This window comes from Shimia isoporae (assembly GCF_004346865.1).
Lineage (GTDB): Bacteria > Pseudomonadota > Alphaproteobacteria > Rhodobacterales > Rhodobacteraceae > Shimia > Shimia isoporae.
This window is the reverse complement of sequence record NZ_SMGR01000001.1, coordinates 345,200-361,976: the sequence shown is the minus strand read 5'-3', so window position 1 is coordinate 361,976 and position 16,777 is coordinate 345,200. Positions and strand designations below refer to the sequence as shown.

Genomic DNA, 16,777 nt, shown 5'->3' with positions numbered 1-16,777 from the left:
GCAGGGAGCGGCGACATTTCCCCAAAATCACCCATCTCAGCCGGGCAGTTTAGAGCTTTCCTCGGCAATGCTCTTGATTTTTAGTGAAATCCACCAACTTCGCAAAAGCCACCCTTTGCCGCAGAGTCAAGTTGCAGCAGCAGCAATGCTTTGTGCAGCCTTCGAAGTCTCCGCCACAACATAAGACGCGTAACACACAGCCGTCTAAAACGCTCAATTCGTGCATCCGGCTCCATGGCTGTTACTCCTGCACGCGAAAGAGCGTCCAGCCATCAGCTATTGGCAGGCAAACGCAAAACTGCACGGAAGTCGTTAACGTTGGTCAGCGTCGGCCCCGTCACAACCTGATCACCGATTTTCTCAAAGAAACTGTGAGCGTCATTTCTGGCCAATGCGACTTCAGGATCCACGTCTGCAGCTTGTGCCTTGGCCAAAGTTCTTGGACCGATAACCGCACCGGCAACTTCGGCGGCGCCGTCAACACCATCGGTGTCGCAGGCGATTGCATGAATGCCAGGGGCAGCACCGAGCGCCACCGCAAGAGCCAATGCAAACTCGGCGTTTGGACCGCCGACACCATTTCCCCGCCGCGTGACAGTCAATTCGCCGCCGGAAAGATACACCACCGCCCCTACAGGAGCTTCGATCGCAAGCACCCTGCGGGCCTGATCATGGGCGACTTCGCGTGCCTCTCCTTCAAGCGCATCATCGATGATTTCCACATCGACACCCACCGACCGCGCGAGCTCGGCAGCGGCCTCGAGACTACGGGCTGGTGATGCATAGAGCCGGTTTTCCGTTGTCGACAATCGCGTATCATCGGGCGAAACAACGCTCGAATGAGCTTCCATCGCCGCCAGAACGTGCGGCGGTAATTCGACACCAAATTCAGCGGCCTTTGTAATTGCGTCCTGCCAAACACCAGTCTCGCCGACAGTCGGACCAGATCCAATCATGCCCGGATCGTCACCCGGCACATCAGAGATCAACAAGTTGATCATCCTTGCCGGAAAGGCCGCGGCAGCAAGTTGCCCACCCTTGGCGCGGTCCAGATGCTTTCGCAAAGCGTTCATCACAGAAATCGGTGCGCCGGACGCCAGCAGTTGCGAATTGACCGACTGCAAATCGTCAAGCGTCAAACCGGGCAAAGGCGCAGTCAGCAAGGAAGAAGCCCCGCCCGAGATCAGTCCGATAACCGTGTCTGTCTCTCCCAGCGACGACAGCAGCTCCAACATTTCGAGCGTTGCGGCCTCTCCTGCTGCGTCCGGAACCGGATGTGCGGCTGACCTGATTGTGATCCCTTCGCAAGGCCGTTCATACCCATATCGGGTGATCACAAGACCTTCGCATGCCCCCCAAGCCGCTTCCAAAGCTTCCGCCATCCGGGCGCTTGCCTTGCCTGCACCGACAACGACGACACGCCCTTCCGGTTTCGGAGGCAAAGCCTCTGCCAACGATGCCATTGGATCGGCGACGGCCACAGCGCGCGCAAACAAGTCTCTTAAAAACGTTTCAGGGTTGTCCAATCAAAGCTCCAATACCGGCCCGTCACCGCAATCTCGGATCACGCCAACACACGGCAACCATTCCGATGTCTATTGCGCCGACCAGACAGTGATACGACAGGTTTTCGACAAGCACGCTTTTACCGCGACCGACTGGCCGCAGCCTACGTCCCACTTGGAATTGCATTCAAGAGCGAAAGTTCATCCGCGTGCGTGCTGCAGCGTCTCCACAGACAGATTCAAAATCGTCTGAGCTAGGACGGAATTCCGTCGGTACAGAGTAAACGCCCCCCAACCGGAGCAGCGCCACGGTTCAGTTGGGAATCTTTCTGGAATGGAGACTGCGCTCCGAATTGAAGAGGTTGAGAACAGAGGCGTTGGCGGACGCGAATTTCTGCAGATTTCTCCTTCGCCAGAAGCACAACTTCGCCCTACCTCTTCGTTAACTTGGAAGATGAGAATTCTCTGCTCTGTTGTTCAACCAGCGGCCAGTTTTTGCTAGTCGGCGTTGCCAATTTCCTTCGTAGCGAACCGTAAGGGCGGAGGCTGTCGGTTATGATTGTACCTTGCCTTCCTAACTCACGTCTCTGTCACATGGCTTTCCAACACTTCACCCTCGCGATCAACCGAGCGCCAAATGTGGCACCACTCTCCGCTGATCTTCTCGAGCATCTCGCACAGGTGCCAAGTTCAGTTCGAGTGCAAGGCATCGAATGCGATCGTCTCTTGCGGATTTTCGATGCGTGTATCGGACCGATACTGCTGCCACAAAAAACCGAACAGATTCTCAACTCCTGTCGATGGCGCGTTCATGTAGCAAATCTTCGAAACTGCCCTTTCCGTCTCAAGCGTCATCCCTTTGACAAGACCGCCACCCGCAGTTTTTGGCAGTCTTTAAGCCCGCATGCTCGCCATTGTCACAGAATCAAACGGCAGGCCAATAAAGTAAGTATCGTCAGAATGACGCGATCAAATGTGCGTTTGGATATTCGCCGTCCCAGTGCGTCGCCGATCGGCATGCTAAGAACCAGCGGTGCAATAGCGACGAGACTGTAACCAAAACGTTCCATCGTCATAATGCCCAGGGCGATTTGTGCAGGAAACTGGGCCAATGCCATCGCAAGGAAATAGAGCGACATTGCAGAAATGAACTGTCGCCGCTTCAGCGGGACCGCGTTCATGAAGGTGACAGAAACCGGCGCCGACAGCCCCACCGCGCCCTGAAAGATGCCGCCCACAGTGCCGATAGGCACAGCGAGTTTGTGCGCCAGTGCCATGGGTAGATGCCATTCCGGGTTTTTCAGGCGAAACCAGATGTAGGCAAACACGATGACAGCCAAGATTTTGCTAAGGATCGCACCATCGACTTTCGACAACAACACTGTGCCGATTCCTGCGCCAAGCATGGCAGCGCCAGCAAACTTCAATGCGAACCTGCCAGGCGGAAAATCATGCCGGTAACGGATCACCTGCAATGTGTTGGATGCGATGTTCGGCAGCAGAAAGACGGCCACCGCAAACGGCACATTCACCAGCAGCGACATGATCGGCACCGCGAGAAAAGGCGCGCCGGTGCCGGTAGCGCCTTTCAGGATGCCACCAAGTCCAAAGGCCAGAAAAATCAGAAGGAAGGTTTCCGGGCTCACGATACGCCTATTTGGTGGCGTGATTGAGCACGAACATGATCATGCAGGGTTCAGTGCCACGGTTCGACCACGCGTGATTTGTGCCCTGTTGGATCACAACGTCTCCCGCCTTGAGCAACACGTCCTCCTCATCCATCAGCATATAGATTTCACCTGACAGGATAATGGAATAGTCCAGACTGTCTGTGCGGTGCATGAAAGGGTGGCGCGCGCCTTGCACGACATTCGCGCCCGCGCCCATTTCGGCAAAGGCGGTTGCGCCATCCAGTTTTGCCAAAACCTCTGGGTCTTCGGGATCAAATTGTACGATCCGGAACACCGCACCGTTTTCGGGCGGATGCAGGATCAATGGGCCGGTGACCGGGTCCTCGTGTATCTCCATCGGGGCGGGCGTTTCGGAGTGTTGCCACAGGTTGGTCAGGGTGACGCCGGGCCGGTTGGGCCGCTGAAGAATGCAAGATGCCTCTTCATCCATGATGACCTTGGCGACGCCGTTTTTGTCGTGGCCGGTGACAACCCGCCGGTATTTTTGAGCCATCTCAGGCCTCCTTCTTGGTCGGGGCGGCTGCGGCCCCTTTTTCTTGAGATTTTGATGTAAACCATACCGCCGCCATTGCGGCCAAGCCGACCAGATCGCTGATCCAGCCTTGTGACAGCAAGGCGATTCCCGCTACCGCTGCCAGAACCCGCCAGTGCAAGGCCAGTGGGACATGGGCAAAGCCCACAACTGCCATGGCAATGCCAAGCACACCGACGCCGCCCGACAGCACCGCCAGAAGAATCTCGGCCCAACTGCCCTGCATCATCAGGGCCTGGCCAAAGACAAACATGAACGGCAGGATGTAGCAGGTGATACCAAAGGCAAAAGCGGTCCAGCCCACGCGGTTGATATCCGCACCGGCGATCCCGGCAGCCACATACGAAGCCAGCGCGACAGGCGGTGTGATGGTGGAGACGCAACCGTAAAAGAAAACAAACAGATGTGCCGTCAGCAGAGGCACGCCCATTTTTGCCAACGCCGGCGCCACAACAGTGGCCAACACGAGATAGGCTGCGGTGGTTGGAAGGCCCATGCCCAGAATGATGGCCGTCAACATTGTCAGCAGCAGTGCAATCAGAATAACGCCACCGGATGCGGAGACAATCAAACCGGAAATCTTGGAACCAAGACCGGTGATGCCCAGCGTGCCCGCGATGATACCTGCGGCCGCGCAAGCAATGGCAATCGGCACCACGGCCTTGGCACCTTCGGTCACAGCCTTAGCGGACTTTGTTAGAAGCTCCGCATTGATCCGACGCGTCCACAAGACATGGCATCCAAGCAGTACGAGGATCGAATAGAAGGAGGCTTTGAACGGGGAATAGCCATTGAGCATCATGGTGATCAGGGTGACAAAAGGAACGATGTATTGCCCGCCTTTCAACAGGATTTTCCAGATCGGCTCGTCGTCTTCGTCGGTGATTGCAGTGGGCGTCAGCCCGTTTTTGCCGGCCTGCAAGTGCACGACGAACAGAAGGGACGTGAAGAACAGCAAGGCAGGGATCAGAGCCGCCTGCATCACATTGGAATAAGGCGTGCCGACGACTTCAGCCATGATGAAGGCAGCGGCGCCCATCACCGGCGGCATAATCTGTCCACCAGTGGAAACCACGGCCTCAATCGCGCCAGCCTGATGCGGCTGATAACCTTCTTTTTTCATCATTGGGATGGTCAGCGTACCAGTCACTGCGACATTGCCCGCAGCCGATCCAGATATCATGCCAAGCAATGTGCTGAACAGGACCGCCGTTTTGGCCCCTGCTGCACGCATACCTCGGGTCAGGCGGCTTGCCAGTTTGAAGAAAAAGTCACCGGCACCAAAATTGGAAAGGAAGGCACCGTAGATCGAAAACAGGATGATGTAGGTCGAGGAGACCCCCAGCGGAATGCCGAAAATGCCTTGGCTGGTGGTGGTTAGAAATTCGGACATGCGCGTCAGGCTGTAGCCGCGCCCATTCAGCACCCCCGGAAGATAAGGTGAATAAAATGGATACGCAAAAAACACGAAACAGATGATCGCCAGCACGAGCCCGACACCACGCCGCGCGGCCTCCAGAACCAGCGCGATCACAACGATACCGACCCAGGCATCCATTGGCACTGTTTCACCGCCGCTGAAGGCGATGTCCTTCCAGCGGGTCATCAAATAAACGCACGAAGCCACACTGATTGCGATCAGACTGATCCGCAAAAAGCGATCCGCGTTTGTATCCTTGAAGCGTTTGGCGGCAGGGTGCGACAGAAACAACAGCACCAGCATCATCATCAGGTGAAAGATTCGAATGTCGCGTGTGGACAGAACGAAAATCCCGGAAACGTTCAGCAGATGGAAAAATCCGACCACGAAGGCAACAACGAGGATGGCGCGTTCAAACACTTTGTCGATGGCATTTGTCATGTTTAGGCCTTCCCGGGGCGCCGCCGAATGGGCGCGCCCCGGTCCGTTCGAAAATCAGAGGATTTTCACTTGTTGAAATAGGCAGCAGCACCAGGGTGCAATGGGATCTTCAAGTCCAGCGAGCGGGCCGGATCGATCTGACGTGCATGGGCGTTTTCGGCGCGAAACTCGTCCATGTGATCATAGATGGCCGCAGTGATGGCCATAGCGACCGCGTCACTCATGCTGGCATCTACAATCAGCATGTTGTTGACCCCAAGCAGGGCGCCGTCAGTATCGGTATTATAGACGTCGGCCGGGATCACCACCTTGTTGTAGTTGGGGTATTTCGCCAGGGCTGCCTCAATGTCCGCTTCGGACAGGGCAATGTACTTCAGCTTCTTGTTGGCCTGGGCCTGCATCACTGCACCCGCCGGGTAGCCGCTGAGCGCGAATGCCGCATCAACGTTGCCGTCAGCCAGTTGGCTGAACCCGTCGGAGTAACTGAGGAAGCTGGGTGTGATGTCGTCCACCGTGAGTCCCGCCAGCCCCAGCACCTGGGTCATGAAGGGGATCGTGCCGCCGCCAGCGGGCCCAACCGCGACCCGTTTGCCCTTCAGGTCCGCCACCGAATTGATGTCGGATCCATCCAGAGTCATCATGTGTAGTACACTGAAATGCAGCGACCCGATGGCACGCAGGTTCATGGCTCCGGCTTTCTTGTACGGACCGACACCTTTGTTGGCCAAAACAGAAAGGTTGTTGTTGGTGATGGCGATGTCAACTTCGCCATTGTTGACCAGACGTGGGTTCTGAACCGACCCCTGTGTGACCACCGGAACCATTGTCAGCCCGTCCGCGTGCGCCCCGACCAAGGTCGAGATTGCCTGCCCCACGGGGTAGAAAGCGCCGCCCTGACTGGCGGTGCCAATTCTCAGCTCTTCGGCGACAGCGGTTGTAGCCGCCAATGTGGCGGCACCGATCGCAGCGCCGCGCAGGCATTTCCAGAAATGTTTCATGTCTTCCTCCCATTCGGCTGCGACAGTCAGGTGATGCTCACAGAATGGCGTTGGTGCCGCAGGCGATATCGCGAGCTTACAGTAGGTAATATTCCCCAATCAATATTATAATCGATTTTTTTGCTAAGATGATGACTTTATCGGTTAAAAAGAAAGGAGGCGGCTGCACCGCAGCCGCCCGCCCTTCGCATCACAGGTCAAACAATGGAGGTTGTGCCCGACAGGTTTGTCAGCGACATGAACTCCGAGCAATGTGTGCTGCCGTTATGGGCACACCACATTGTAGAGAGACACGAACTCCTCATCGGTCAGGAAATCCCGCTTCGCGATGCCCGCGTCTTTTACTTTTTGGAGCAAAGCGGCGTTCTGTTCATCGGTCACTTCGGCCAGACCCAGTTCCTGAACCTTGTACGTGATAGAGGCCTTACCGCTTTTCTTGCCAAGAACGACTTCGCCGGAGCGTCCGGTCAGGGCGGGATGGGTCCCGAACATCACCAACGGATCGTGCATCACATATTGAATGCCGATACCCGATTCACGAATGAAGTTGCCATGGCCCAGAACGGGTTTATTGCGGGCAATCGGAATGTTTGACAGTTCAGAGATCAGGGCCCCCAGCTCTGGCAACTTGTCCATCTGATATTGCGTGTCATAGCCATACAGGAGGTGCAGACCGAGCATCAGTTCTTCCATTGCGGCGTTGCCGGTACGTTCGCCGAGACCGTTGGCACAGCTGTGGACCACTTCGGCCCCTGCGGCAACCGCGGCCAGTTCAGTCGCAACACCCATGCCGAAATCATTGTGCGTGTGGATTTCGATGGGGAGACCGGTCATGCCTTTTACCCAACCCACCATATATTTGATCGCTTCGGGGGTGGCGCATCCCATCGTGTCGACGATACCGATGGAATCGGGCGGGCTTTCGTTCATGATGCCTTTGCAAAGATTCTCGAGGTCGTCCCGGCGCGCACGCGTTGTGTCATAAGGGAAGAAAACGGCATAGAGACCCTGCTCACGTGCATAGTTGATCACGTCTCGGCTTTTCTTGAACACATCTTCCCAGCTCCAGCCGAACTGTGTAACCAATTTCGGGTAGCCAATCGGCACTTCGATGATCACGCCGTCTGCGCCGCACTCCAAAGCCATGTCAATGTCCTGCTTCAGGGCACGAGCAAAGGTGAAAATCTTCGATTTCAGCCCCAGCTTGGAAATCTCCTTGATCGCCTCGGCGTCCTGAGGCGACACCGCTGGCATACCGGCTTCGATCCGCTCAACACCCACTTCGCTTAGCTTTGACGCAATCCGAATTTTGTCGTCGATGGAGAAAACCACACCAGGTGTCTGTTCGCCGTCACGCAGCGTTGCGTCGTGAATTTGAACGCTGGGCGGCAACAGCAGGGACTCGCGCACTTCCGGCTGAAAATTGTAGGGGCTGACCCACCATTTTCCGTCTTCAAAATGATTCTCACGCATGGGGGTTCCTTTCACGTGGCGTTGTTCGCGTCGGGAGCATTTTTATCGCCTATTTACCTCGATGACAACAAAAAACGATTTTTCTGGATAAAAGCCACAAGTATCTTAAATTTCCGCACCCTCGCCGAGATGGCAAACTGATCAGCCACCTTTGCTCCGAAGTTATAAAGCTGCATCCACCCGCCCCTCAAAATCATGAAAAACAAAGAAAAAACAGGATTTGTCCGACTGAATTCGTTATCCCGCCTCACGTTTCGCACAGCGAAAATCCAAACGACGGATCGGAAGGTGAGGAAGAAAAATCGATATAAATTGATCTAGGGGAAAAATTTTGCTTTAGTCATGTCATGAATATTTCAGTCGATACCTCTCAGGGAAATCAGTCCTCTACGCAACGCACTTACCTGACGCTGCGCAATGAAATCATCACGGGTCGCCTGACCCCTGGTGAACGGCTCAAAGTGGACACTCTCAAAGAAAACTACGGCACCGGCGCGTCGCCTATTCGCGAAGCGCTCAGCCTTTTGACGTCGGATCAATTGGTCGAACGGTTGGATCAACGCGGGTTTCGTGTTGCCGAAACCAGCCGGCATCAATTTCAGGAAATTCTGAATCTGCGCTGCACGTTGGAAGACATGGCCTTGCGTCAAAGCGTGGCCAACGGAGGGCAGGAGTGGGAAGAACAACTGGTTCTGGTGCATCACTACATGGGCAAAACCGACCGCGCCGAACAAGAGCTGTTTGAGGAACGTCACAAGAATTTCCATATGGCTTTGATCTCTGCATGCGAGTCGCCAATCCTCATGCGGTTCTGCGGACAGCTGTACGATTTGAACGTGCGCTATCGTTTTCTCGCGGGACGTTCCAAATCGTATAGCAGCAGGAATGTAGAAGATGAGCATCAGGCGATTCTGGATGCTGCCGTGGCACGAGATGTCGAACTCTCGTCCCGTTTGCTGATGGATCACTATCGGAGCACCGGTGCATTCCTCTCTGACCTGATTGACTGAATCGTGCTTCGGCGATCGCAAGCGAGGCCGAGCAGTTGCTGACTCTGTATCACGGAAAAACCAGTGTTTGCTCCGCGAAAGTGAGGCTATGCCTGGCCGAGATCGGCTGTGACTGGTCAGGCAAGATTGTGGATTTAGCCAAAGGCGAGCAAAACGCGACTTGGTATCTGAGCTTTAATCCCAAAGCGGTTGTGCCGACTTTGGTGGACGACGATCTCGTTGTGACCGAGTCCGCCGTAATCTTGGAATACTTGGTAAAAAAATTCGACGCGGGAAACCTACGTCCAACTGATCCCCATGCTTGGGTCACTGCCAAGATGTGGCTGGCGGAATGCCGCGATATCCATGCAGCCATCAACAGTCTGACCTATGCCATCGGCAAACGTAGAAAAATCCTGTCGACAAAAAGCGCGGACGAGATTGCTGCGTCGCTCGCAAGAATGGCAAATCCCGCCAATGCGTCAAAGCGGCGCGACATTTTGGAGCATGGCGTCGACTCAGAACACGTCGCTGCCGCATGCTTCACCCTCAGACTGATGTTTGACAAAATGCACTCCGCACTGGCGCAGGGTGAGTGGCTGCTGGGTGCTCATTATTCCCTGGCAGACACAGCGCTCCTGTCTTACGTGGATCGTCTGGACCGACTTGGCTTGAGCGGACTTTGGGACAAGCGCACACCTTTGGTTCAAAGGTGGCTTGGTCAATCCCGGCAGCGCGCCAGTTATTCCCTCGCGATTGAGGATTTTGCTGGTTCGGCCGAAGGGGATCGCAAGGCCGCGACGGCGGCAGAGAACTGGACGTTGCTTGCCCCCAAATGGGCCGCTGCCTCAGGCTGAGAGCCCTGATGTCGATCGAGATTTTTTACCTCAATTAATTGTTTTATCGATTTTATTGCGATACTTCAGGGTAAATAGATTCTGGAGTCCCCATGCCTAAACTCTACATGTCCGCGTCCACCGGTACTTCGCAACCTCAGGAGGACCAAAAGTGCACGTATCTGTTTAGCGCATATTGGATAGCAAAGGGGCGCGCTGAGGCTTCTGGCAACACGATCGAACGCGGGGCCGGTGCGCTTCTAAAGTCCGGCGAAACGATCAGTTTCACCGGTTCAACTAAAACGGACTGGGTGAGGTTTGACCTGTTTCACGGGGCGGCACCCGCGGACGCAAAGTTGGACGCACCAATTGTATTACCTGATCAACCAACGGACAGCGCGGTTTTGCTGCGATTGGATCAGGTAACGTTCCCGGCCGATGGCGTCGCCTATCGACATGTGCATCCGGGGGCAGGCATACGTTTTCTGGTGAATGGGAAACTGCGCATCATTGGCGACGCCCATCAGGAAACCGCGACCCCCGGCCACGCGTGGTTTGAGAATGCCAATTCTCCAGTGCGGGCGGAGGCCGACCCGACACAACGCGTCACCAGCTTTGTGCGGTTCATGGTGCTGCCGGCGATTTACCTTGGCAAGCCGACCATTCAGGTCTTGGATCCGAAAGAACAAGCAATGCCACGGGTTCAAGTCACCAAGCGGCATGTGGACTCTCTCGCCTACTTCTAATCCGGATAGCTGTCCGACAGGGATGACTCGCGCCAGCCGTCAGCGGGGCTGTCGGGCTCCGAAGACAGACCTGCCGCGCGAATTGCCTCGATCGCGCAGTATTCGTCTTTGTCCGAGGTGTCGCCACTGATGCCGACGGCGCCAATGGTGACGGCGTCTGCATCGCGCACCAACACACCACCAGGAACGGGGATCAACCGCCCATCGGATGCCGTGGCAAGGCTGGCCTGAAAAGTCGGCCGGTTCGCCAGGCGGTCACGGATCAGACGGCTGGAAATCCCCATGCCCAGCGCGCCCCATGCTTTGCCGAAGGCAACGTCAAACCGCATGATGCCGGACCCATCTTCGGATTTTACCGCCACCAGCTTGCCGCCCGCGTCCAGCACAACAACGGTGAGGGGCAAGAGGTTTTCGACGCGCCCAAGGCGCAGGGCCTCATCGATGATTGTCTCGGCTTTTGCCAAAGGCAGGCTTGTTTGCAACTTCATGGGATATCTTCCTTTAGCTCATCAGATCCGGCAGCCAGGTGACGATTTCCGGAAAGGCCAGCAACACCGCGATAGTGATCACATCAGCCACAAAAAACAACGCGATCCCGCGAAAGACCTGACCGAGCGAAATGTCCGGGCGCACACCGTTGACCACAAAGCAGTTGAGCCCAATGGGTGGCGTTATCAGGCAGACCTCAGCCATTTTCACGACGATGATGCCGAACCAGATCGAGTCAAAGCCCAGCGCGATGACCGCCGGATAGACCACCGGCAGGGTCAACAGCAGCATGCCAATCGCGTCCATAAACATGCCCAGCACTGCATAGGCCAAAAGGATACAGATCATGATCACCATGGGATGTGTGTCCAGTTGCACAATCCATGCGGTAAATGCCTCCGGAACACCTGAAAACCCGAGGAATCGCACAAAGATCAGCACCCCCCAAATCAACGAGAAGATCATCACCGTAAGCCGCGCGGATTCCATCAGCGATCCCTTGATGTCCTTGAGCGATGTGCCACGCAACAAAGCGACCAAAAACACCACCGCAGCGCCCAAAGCACCAGCCTCGGTTGGAGTCGCCCAACCGCCGTAGATTGCGGAAATGATGATGAAAATCACAATGAAGATCGGTGACACCCCGGGCAGGGATTCGAAGCGCTCTTTCCAGCTATAGCCGGACACCGAGGGCGCGTCGGTTGGGCGTACCATGGCCCAGACGATGATGATCCCGGCATAGATCAGCGCCGACACAAGCCCGGGAAGGAACCCGGCCAGCAACAGTTTTCCCACCGATTCCTCGACGATAATGGCGTAGATCACGATGATTGCCGAAGGCGGTATCAATGTCGCAAGTGTGCCGCCTGCCGCAACCACGCCTGCTGCCAGTTTCTTGTCATATCCGTAGCGCAGCATTTCCGGGATCGCGACACGCGCAAACACGGCCGAAGTCGCGGTTGACGCGCCGCTTACGGCGGCAAAGCCCGCAGTCGCAAAGACCGTGGCGACAGCCAACCCGCCGGGCATCCAGCCCAACCATTTGCGCGCAGCATCAAACAACTGCTGCGTCATGCCGGCGTGAAAGGCCATGAAGCCAATAAAAATAAACATCGGCAGGACGCTCAGCGCGTAGGTAGAGGATTTTGCATGCGGCACAGTGCCGACAATCCCTGCGGCTGGGGCCCACCCCAGAAGCTCCACCAGGCCGACCAGACCGACAATGGCGGCGGCAAACACCACCCGCACACCGGCAAATGTGAGCAGCAACAAAAGACCCAGCGCAATGATCCCAACAAGGAAAGGATCGTTAAAGCCAATGCCGAATATCATGAGCGACCTCCTTCGTCGGCGCTGTCGCCCATGACTTCGTGAATTTCATCCTGCGCCTGTTCGGCGACTTCTTTGATCAATACGACGCCCGTCGTGTCCAAATCGGGGTTCACGAACAACCGGATCGCCCCCCATAACTGCACGAGCAATCGCAAAAACCACAGGGAAAAGGCGATTGGAACCAACAGTTTGGACGGCCAGACCGGGAACTCGGCGTCAATGGTCGTGTCCCCCAGCGTGAAAGATCGCCAAAAATGGCCCGCGCTGTAGTAGATCAGAACACCGATGATAAAGAGCGCGACGAGCGTGCCAAAGATTTCCACGGCCCAAAGAGCGCGGCCCCTCAGATTGGCCACAATCAGCTCCATGCGGATATGCGCACCGACGCGCTGGCAATAAGCCGCGCCAAGGAACGCCATGCTGGCCATCGAAAGTTCAACCAAATCGATATAGCCGGTGATCGGCTTATTGAAGACTGTGCGCATCACGATCTGCAAAACGCCCAGAACCATGAGCAGGAAAATAGCCAATGCCGCCAGCATGTTCGCCATATCTTCGAAGGGCGACAGCGCTTTGTCAGCTTTTTCCAAACGGGTTGGGGGGGAAGTTGTGATGGCCAAACGCGCCTCCAGAGACGTTGGGGGACGGCCCCGAAGGGCCGCCCCCATGATGCAAATTCAGATCAGTTACCGGCTTCGGCTTCTTTGGCGTAGCTCCAGACCGCGTCAAACACGCCCTGAGCGTCGAATTTGTCGCTGTTGGCAGCGATCCATTCGTCCCAGACAGGTTGACCCGCCACCTCGCGGAATGTCGCCAGCTGCTCGTCTGAATAGGTGACCTTGGTCAGCGTCTCTTCAAACATCGGCAGGTTCTTCTCGTCCTGCGCAGCGTAGGCTTCCTGGGTCACCTGCATGATCATGTCGCGCTGGCCCATCAACAAGTCCTGATACTGAGCTGGCAGGGATTCATACGCGGTCTTGTTGAACACCCAGCCACATTCAGATGTGCCAGGTGCCAGATTCGAGGTGAACCACTCCGCTTCGTCGCTGATTTTGAACGACACATGCGCGTAGGTGAATGGGAATGCTGCCGCATCCACCGCGCCACGCTGGAAAGCGGTTGAGGTTTCGCCCGCTGGCAGGGTCTGTTTGACCGCGCCGAGTTTCTCCATTGCAGAGCCCAGACCACCGCCTGCGCGCACCCGCATACCGGACCAGTCCTCCAAATTGGCAGGCGGGGTCCCCTTGCCGAGGATTTCATACTGCGGCAACAGACCAGACACATATGGCATGGCATTCCAACGCTCCATATCCGCGACAATCGCAGGATGTTCAAACATCTTTGAGCGCACGTAGCGATCTACCGCAGGATCTCCCAGCGGAAGGAAAGGCAGCGAGAATACCATCCAAGCCGGGTTTTTTCCGGGATGGTAGAAGTTACAGATGGCCGCGCCTTCAAACGCATTTAGCTTCAGCCCATCAAGATTCTCGCGTGCGCCGGACAATTGTCCGCCATAGAAAATCTTGATCTGGAAATTGCCGTCTGTTGCTTCCGAGACTTTGGCGGCCATTTCTTCCATGCCAGCCGACAACGCGCGCGGGTTGCCCCACATTGAAATTTTCCAGAACACCTTGGGGCCGTCCACCTCGGCGGCGCCAGCAGCGCCCGCCAAGAATGTGGCCGCCAGCAAAACAGGTTTCACAAGCAAGTTACGTAGATTCATTTGGTCCTCCCATCTTTCGCTTCACTAAATATGTATTTTTGCTGAAACGAACTAAAAATCGATATTATATTCAAAATGGGAGAAGTCTACATTTTTATTCCGGTTGGGGACGCGCTCCGCGGGCGGCCTGTTTTGCTAAGGTTCGCACCGCGCCTGACGCAGAAACTTCCTTTTTGCGATCAAACTGTTCGATGTTTTGGGAAATACGCGACAAGTCGTAGAGATAATTCACCATTGCGCCCGCTGACTGGGTAAGCCCTTTTTTAGATGTGTCAGCCCCAGCGTGCACTTTGTGAACCAAGGCGCCGTTCGCAAGGTGGAATCGGGCCACTGGGTCCAGTGGTCGCCCGTCGCTTTTCTTGGCGGCCAAAAGATAGTGTGCTGTCAGTTGCCTTATCTGCTGGGGGTCATCTGTCTGGAGGGTGATGCCCTCGCGCTCGGCCCAACGGCTTAGACCGGGGATCGGCGACAGGGTCACAAAACGTTTGAGGTTGGGTGCCTCAGCAGACAAGTCCCTCACCACCTGTTTGATCAGCGAGTTTCCAAAGGAAATTCCCGCTAGCCCGGCCTGACAATTGGAAATGGAATAAAAGACGGCGGTGTTGGCCTCTTCAGCACGCAGTTCCTCACGGCCTTCCGACAGCAACTCCTGGATCGATTCCGGCACACCTTTGGTCAGCGCCACTTCGACAAAGATAAGCGGATCATCCGGCATGGCCGGGTGGAAAAAGGCAAAACACTTGCGGTCAGCGGGAAGCAAGCGTCGACGCAGATCGCCCCAATTGTGAATCTCATGCACAGCTTCGTAGGCGATGATTTTTTCCAGTATCGATGCGGGTGATTCCCAAGTGATGTGACGCAGCACCAGAAATCCGCGATTGAACCAACTTTGGAACAGGTGGAACAGATCGTGGTCAGTGCGCCCCAAGTCGGGTTTCACCTTTAGCCGGGTCAATAGATCGGCCCGCAGCTGCACCAAATCAGCAGTGGCATCAGGGGCTTGGTTCAACTGCCGAAACAAATCCTGTCGTGGCGGTTCGGCTGCATGGGCCAAGGCCTTGTAGACTTTGGGCGTCGGAGTGACCTTGTAGGCGGTCGCCAGCTCGGCAATGCGATCCGGATCTATGTCCAAATCGTCGTTCAGGAATTGATAGAAGCGATCTCTGTCTTCATCTGTCAGGGTTTTGATCGCCTGAAGAATTTCCTCAGCCAATTGCCGACCCGAGGCCTCAGACGGGGCCTCCAGCAAAGCACGGCAAGAGGCAGCTACAGATCCATCCGCAGCGCTTTTGCGTTGAAACGGCTGACGCTCCAACAGTGTGGACAGCATTTCGCCGAGGGTGCCGGTGCTTGCCATTTTGGACTCTCCAATCAGCTGAGGATGGCTTTGCCAGTTGAAAGCCCCACGTGAATGGACAGGCTGCCTTCATTCACCAGCCATTTGCGCAGGGTAAACGAACGTGCGCCGGAGGCATGCATGGGATCGTTTTCGGCAATGGTGCGGGCCCCTTCCATAGAATCAGCGCGATACAGGATCATCCCTGCCCCGTTCATCTCGCTGCCGCTTGCATCTGAAAGAGGACCAGCCATCACAAGGACGCCTTCCAGTTCCATCTGCCGCTGGTAGTCGAGATGCGCGGGCAGATTGGCTTTGACCTCTTCCGCTGCACCGGCAGGCGTTGATTCCACGACAAAAAGTTCCAACGCCAAGGCGCCCCGATCACGGGCCATTTCCTTGTAGTCATTCCAAGCAACCATCGTATTACCTCCATTTTCGGCTTCATTATTAAAAAATCGATTTTATTTGACAAGGCAAAACATCATCGTCAAAATGACTTCGAAACAAGCGATGTGACGACGTGGAAGATTGGCGGTTGCCGCCTTTCACTTCCTTGCCACGGAAGTCGCGGACGCTGAAAGAGACTGGAAATAACATGGCTGCAATAACTGGTGAGGCCCTAGAGCTTGCACGATCAACAGCTCAAGAGGCTGTGCGGGAGCTTCGCAATCGAAAGACGGTTTTGGACAACGATTCCATTGATGTCATCCTGGCGGACGCCCGTTCGCACTACGCTTGGCAGGACAAGCCTGTGTCTGACGAGTTGCTGCATCGCCTCTACGAGATCACAGCCGCAGGCCCGACGAGCATGAACACTTGCCCGGCACGATTTGTCTTTGTCACCAGTAAAGAAGGCAAAGAGCGGCTCGCAAAATCTCTAAAGGACAAGAATATCGACAAGATGATGGCGGCGCCGGTCACGGCAATCATCGCGCATGATCTGGAATTTTGGCGCGACTTGCCGTTCCTGTTCCCCCACGAAGACCGCCGTCCGCATTTTGAAGGCAAACCGGAGCACAGTGAAACCACCGCATTCCGAAACGGCACGCTGCAAGGGGCTTACTTTATGATCGCAGCCCGCGCGCTGGGATTGGATGTTGGCGCGATGAGCGGCTTTTCCAACGCAGTCGTAGACGAAGAATTTTTTGCCGGCACCACCCTGCGCTCAAACTTCCTGTGCAATCTCGGCTATGCTGATGAAAGCGCATTGTTCCAAAAACTGCCGCGCTTTGAGTTTGATCAAGCCTGCAACTACGCCTGAGG

At 55.7% G+C, this 16,777-nt stretch carries 17 protein-coding genes; 4 read left to right on the top strand and 13 right to left on the bottom strand.

Annotated elements, in window-relative coordinates; all coding sequences use genetic code 11:
- Positions 1-272: 272 nt before the first annotated feature.
- From BXY66_RS01830 to BXY66_RS01800, 7 genes are all read right to left on the bottom strand, one after another.
- A complete protein-coding gene (locus BXY66_RS01830) occupies positions 273-1,526 on the bottom strand; it encodes a glycerate kinase type-2 family protein (RefSeq protein ID WP_132858475.1) in 1,254 nt (417 codons plus the stop codon).
- Between the two features lie 558 nt (positions 1,527-2,084).
- Positions 2,085-2,186, bottom strand: a complete 102-nt coding sequence (locus BXY66_RS20740) for a DDE-type integrase/transposase/recombinase (protein ID WP_425057065.1) — start codon at positions 2,184-2,186, stop codon at positions 2,085-2,087.
- Positions 2,187-2,422: 236 nt separating this feature from the next.
- Positions 2,423-3,151 carry a sulfite exporter TauE/SafE family protein gene (locus BXY66_RS01820; RefSeq protein ID WP_165929085.1) on the bottom strand — a complete coding sequence of 243 codons (729 nt, stop codon included), beginning with the start codon at positions 3,149-3,151 and terminating at the stop codon, positions 2,423-2,425.
- Between the two features lie 7 nt (positions 3,152-3,158).
- Positions 3,159-3,689 carry a cupin domain-containing protein gene (locus BXY66_RS01815; protein ID WP_132858472.1) on the bottom strand — a complete coding sequence of 177 codons (531 nt, stop codon included), beginning with the start codon at positions 3,687-3,689 and terminating at the stop codon, positions 3,159-3,161.
- Between the two features lies 1 nt (position 3,690).
- Complete coding sequence (locus BXY66_RS01810; protein WP_132858471.1) at positions 3,691-5,589, bottom strand: TRAP transporter permease; 1,899 nt, start codon at positions 5,587-5,589, stop codon at positions 3,691-3,693.
- 65 nt (positions 5,590-5,654) lie between these two features.
- The gene (locus BXY66_RS01805) at positions 5,655-6,587 is read right to left on the bottom strand and encodes a TAXI family TRAP transporter solute-binding subunit (RefSeq protein ID WP_132858470.1); all 933 of its coding nucleotides are present in this window, start codon (positions 6,585-6,587) and stop codon (positions 5,655-5,657) included.
- Between the two features lie 264 nt (positions 6,588-6,851).
- Complete coding sequence (locus BXY66_RS01800; RefSeq protein ID WP_132858469.1) at positions 6,852-8,060, bottom strand: 2-isopropylmalate synthase; 1,209 nt, start codon at positions 8,058-8,060, stop codon at positions 6,852-6,854.
- 347 nt (positions 8,061-8,407) lie between these two features.
- On the opposite strand from BXY66_RS01800, the gene BXY66_RS01795 reads away from it, so the two are divergent.
- The 3 genes from BXY66_RS01795 to BXY66_RS01785 all read left to right on the top strand — a co-directional run bounded on the left by BXY66_RS01795 (position 8,408) and on the right by BXY66_RS01785 (position 10,631).
- The gene (locus BXY66_RS01795) at positions 8,408-9,070 is read left to right on the top strand and encodes a GntR family transcriptional regulator (RefSeq protein WP_132858468.1); all 663 of its coding nucleotides are present in this window, start codon (positions 8,408-8,410) and stop codon (positions 9,068-9,070) included.
- 35 nt (positions 9,071-9,105) lie between these two features.
- On the top strand, positions 9,106-9,906 hold the full coding sequence (locus BXY66_RS01790; RefSeq protein WP_132858467.1) for a glutathione S-transferase family protein: 801 nt from the start codon (positions 9,106-9,108) through the stop codon (positions 9,904-9,906).
- A gap of 92 nt (positions 9,907-9,998) precedes the next feature.
- The gene (locus BXY66_RS01785) at positions 9,999-10,631 is read left to right on the top strand and encodes a cupin domain-containing protein (RefSeq protein ID WP_132858466.1); all 633 of its coding nucleotides are present in this window, start codon (positions 9,999-10,001) and stop codon (positions 10,629-10,631) included.
- Here the strand turns inward: BXY66_RS01785 and BXY66_RS01780 are convergent.
- The 6 genes from BXY66_RS01780 to BXY66_RS01755 form a co-directional block, all read right to left on the bottom strand.
- Positions 10,628-11,119 carry a GlcG/HbpS family heme-binding protein gene (locus BXY66_RS01780; protein ID WP_132858465.1) on the bottom strand — a complete coding sequence of 164 codons (492 nt, stop codon included), beginning with the start codon at positions 11,117-11,119 and terminating at the stop codon, positions 10,628-10,630. The genes BXY66_RS01785 and BXY66_RS01780 overlap by 4 nt on opposite strands.
- Positions 11,120-11,132: 13 nt before the next feature.
- A complete protein-coding gene (locus tag BXY66_RS01775; RefSeq protein WP_132858464.1) occupies positions 11,133-12,452 on the bottom strand; it encodes a TRAP transporter large permease in 1,320 nt (439 codons plus the stop codon).
- Entirely contained in the window at positions 12,449-13,072 is a 624-nt protein-coding gene (locus BXY66_RS01770) for a TRAP transporter small permease subunit (RefSeq protein WP_243694272.1), read from the bottom strand. Before BXY66_RS01770 ends, BXY66_RS01775 begins: the two co-directional genes overlap by 4 nt.
- Positions 13,073-13,134: 62 nt before the next feature.
- Positions 13,135-14,175: a type 2 periplasmic-binding domain-containing protein gene (locus BXY66_RS01765; RefSeq protein WP_132858462.1), complete on the bottom strand. Its 1,041-nt coding sequence runs from the start codon at positions 14,173-14,175 to the stop codon at positions 13,135-13,137.
- Positions 14,176-14,269: 94 nt separating this feature from the next.
- A complete protein-coding gene (locus tag BXY66_RS01760; protein WP_243694271.1) occupies positions 14,270-15,532 on the bottom strand; it encodes a malonyl-CoA decarboxylase in 1,263 nt (420 codons plus the stop codon).
- Positions 15,533-15,546: 14 nt separating this feature from the next.
- A complete protein-coding gene (locus BXY66_RS01755) occupies positions 15,547-15,933 on the bottom strand; it encodes a YciI family protein (RefSeq protein ID WP_132858461.1) in 387 nt (128 codons plus the stop codon).
- Positions 15,934-16,109: 176 nt separating this feature from the next.
- On the opposite strand from BXY66_RS01755, the gene BXY66_RS01750 reads away from it, so the two are divergent.
- Complete coding sequence (locus BXY66_RS01750; protein ID WP_132858460.1) at positions 16,110-16,775, top strand: malonic semialdehyde reductase; 666 nt, start codon at positions 16,110-16,112, stop codon at positions 16,773-16,775.
- The last annotated feature ends 2 nt before the right edge of the window (positions 16,776-16,777 follow it).

Coding starts and splice junctions, on each gene's coding strand:
- BXY66_RS01815 (WP_132858472.1), bottom strand. CDS start 3,689: ATGGCTCAAAAATACCGGCGGGTTGTCACCGGCCACGACAAAAACGGC.
- BXY66_RS01810 (WP_132858471.1), bottom strand. CDS start 5,589: ATGACAAATGCCATCGACAAAGTGTTTGAACGCGCCATCCTCGTTGTT.
- BXY66_RS01805 (WP_132858470.1), bottom strand. CDS start 6,587: ATGAAACATTTCTGGAAATGCCTGCGCGGCGCTGCGATCGGTGCCGCC.
- BXY66_RS01800 (WP_132858469.1), bottom strand. CDS start 8,060: ATGCGTGAGAATCATTTTGAAGACGGAAAATGGTGGGTCAGCCCCTAC.
- BXY66_RS01795 (WP_132858468.1), top strand. CDS start 8,408: ATGAATATTTCAGTCGATACCTCTCAGGGAAATCAGTCCTCTACGCAA.
- BXY66_RS01785 (WP_132858466.1), top strand. CDS start 9,999: ATGCCTAAACTCTACATGTCCGCGTCCACCGGTACTTCGCAACCTCAG.
- BXY66_RS01780 (WP_132858465.1), bottom strand. CDS start 11,119: ATGAAGTTGCAAACAAGCCTGCCTTTGGCAAAAGCCGAGACAATCATC.
- BXY66_RS01775 (WP_132858464.1), bottom strand. CDS start 12,452: ATGATATTCGGCATTGGCTTTAACGATCCTTTCCTTGTTGGGATCATT.
- BXY66_RS01765 (WP_132858462.1), bottom strand. CDS start 14,175: ATGAATCTACGTAACTTGCTTGTGAAACCTGTTTTGCTGGCGGCCACA.
- BXY66_RS01760 (WP_243694271.1), bottom strand. CDS start 15,532: ATGGCAAGCACCGGCACCCTCGGCGAAATGCTGTCCACACTGTTGGAG.
- BXY66_RS01755 (WP_132858461.1), bottom strand. CDS start 15,933: ATGGTTGCTTGGAATGACTACAAGGAAATGGCCCGTGATCGGGGCGCC.
- BXY66_RS01750 (WP_132858460.1), top strand. CDS start 16,110: ATGGCTGCAATAACTGGTGAGGCCCTAGAGCTTGCACGATCAACAGCT.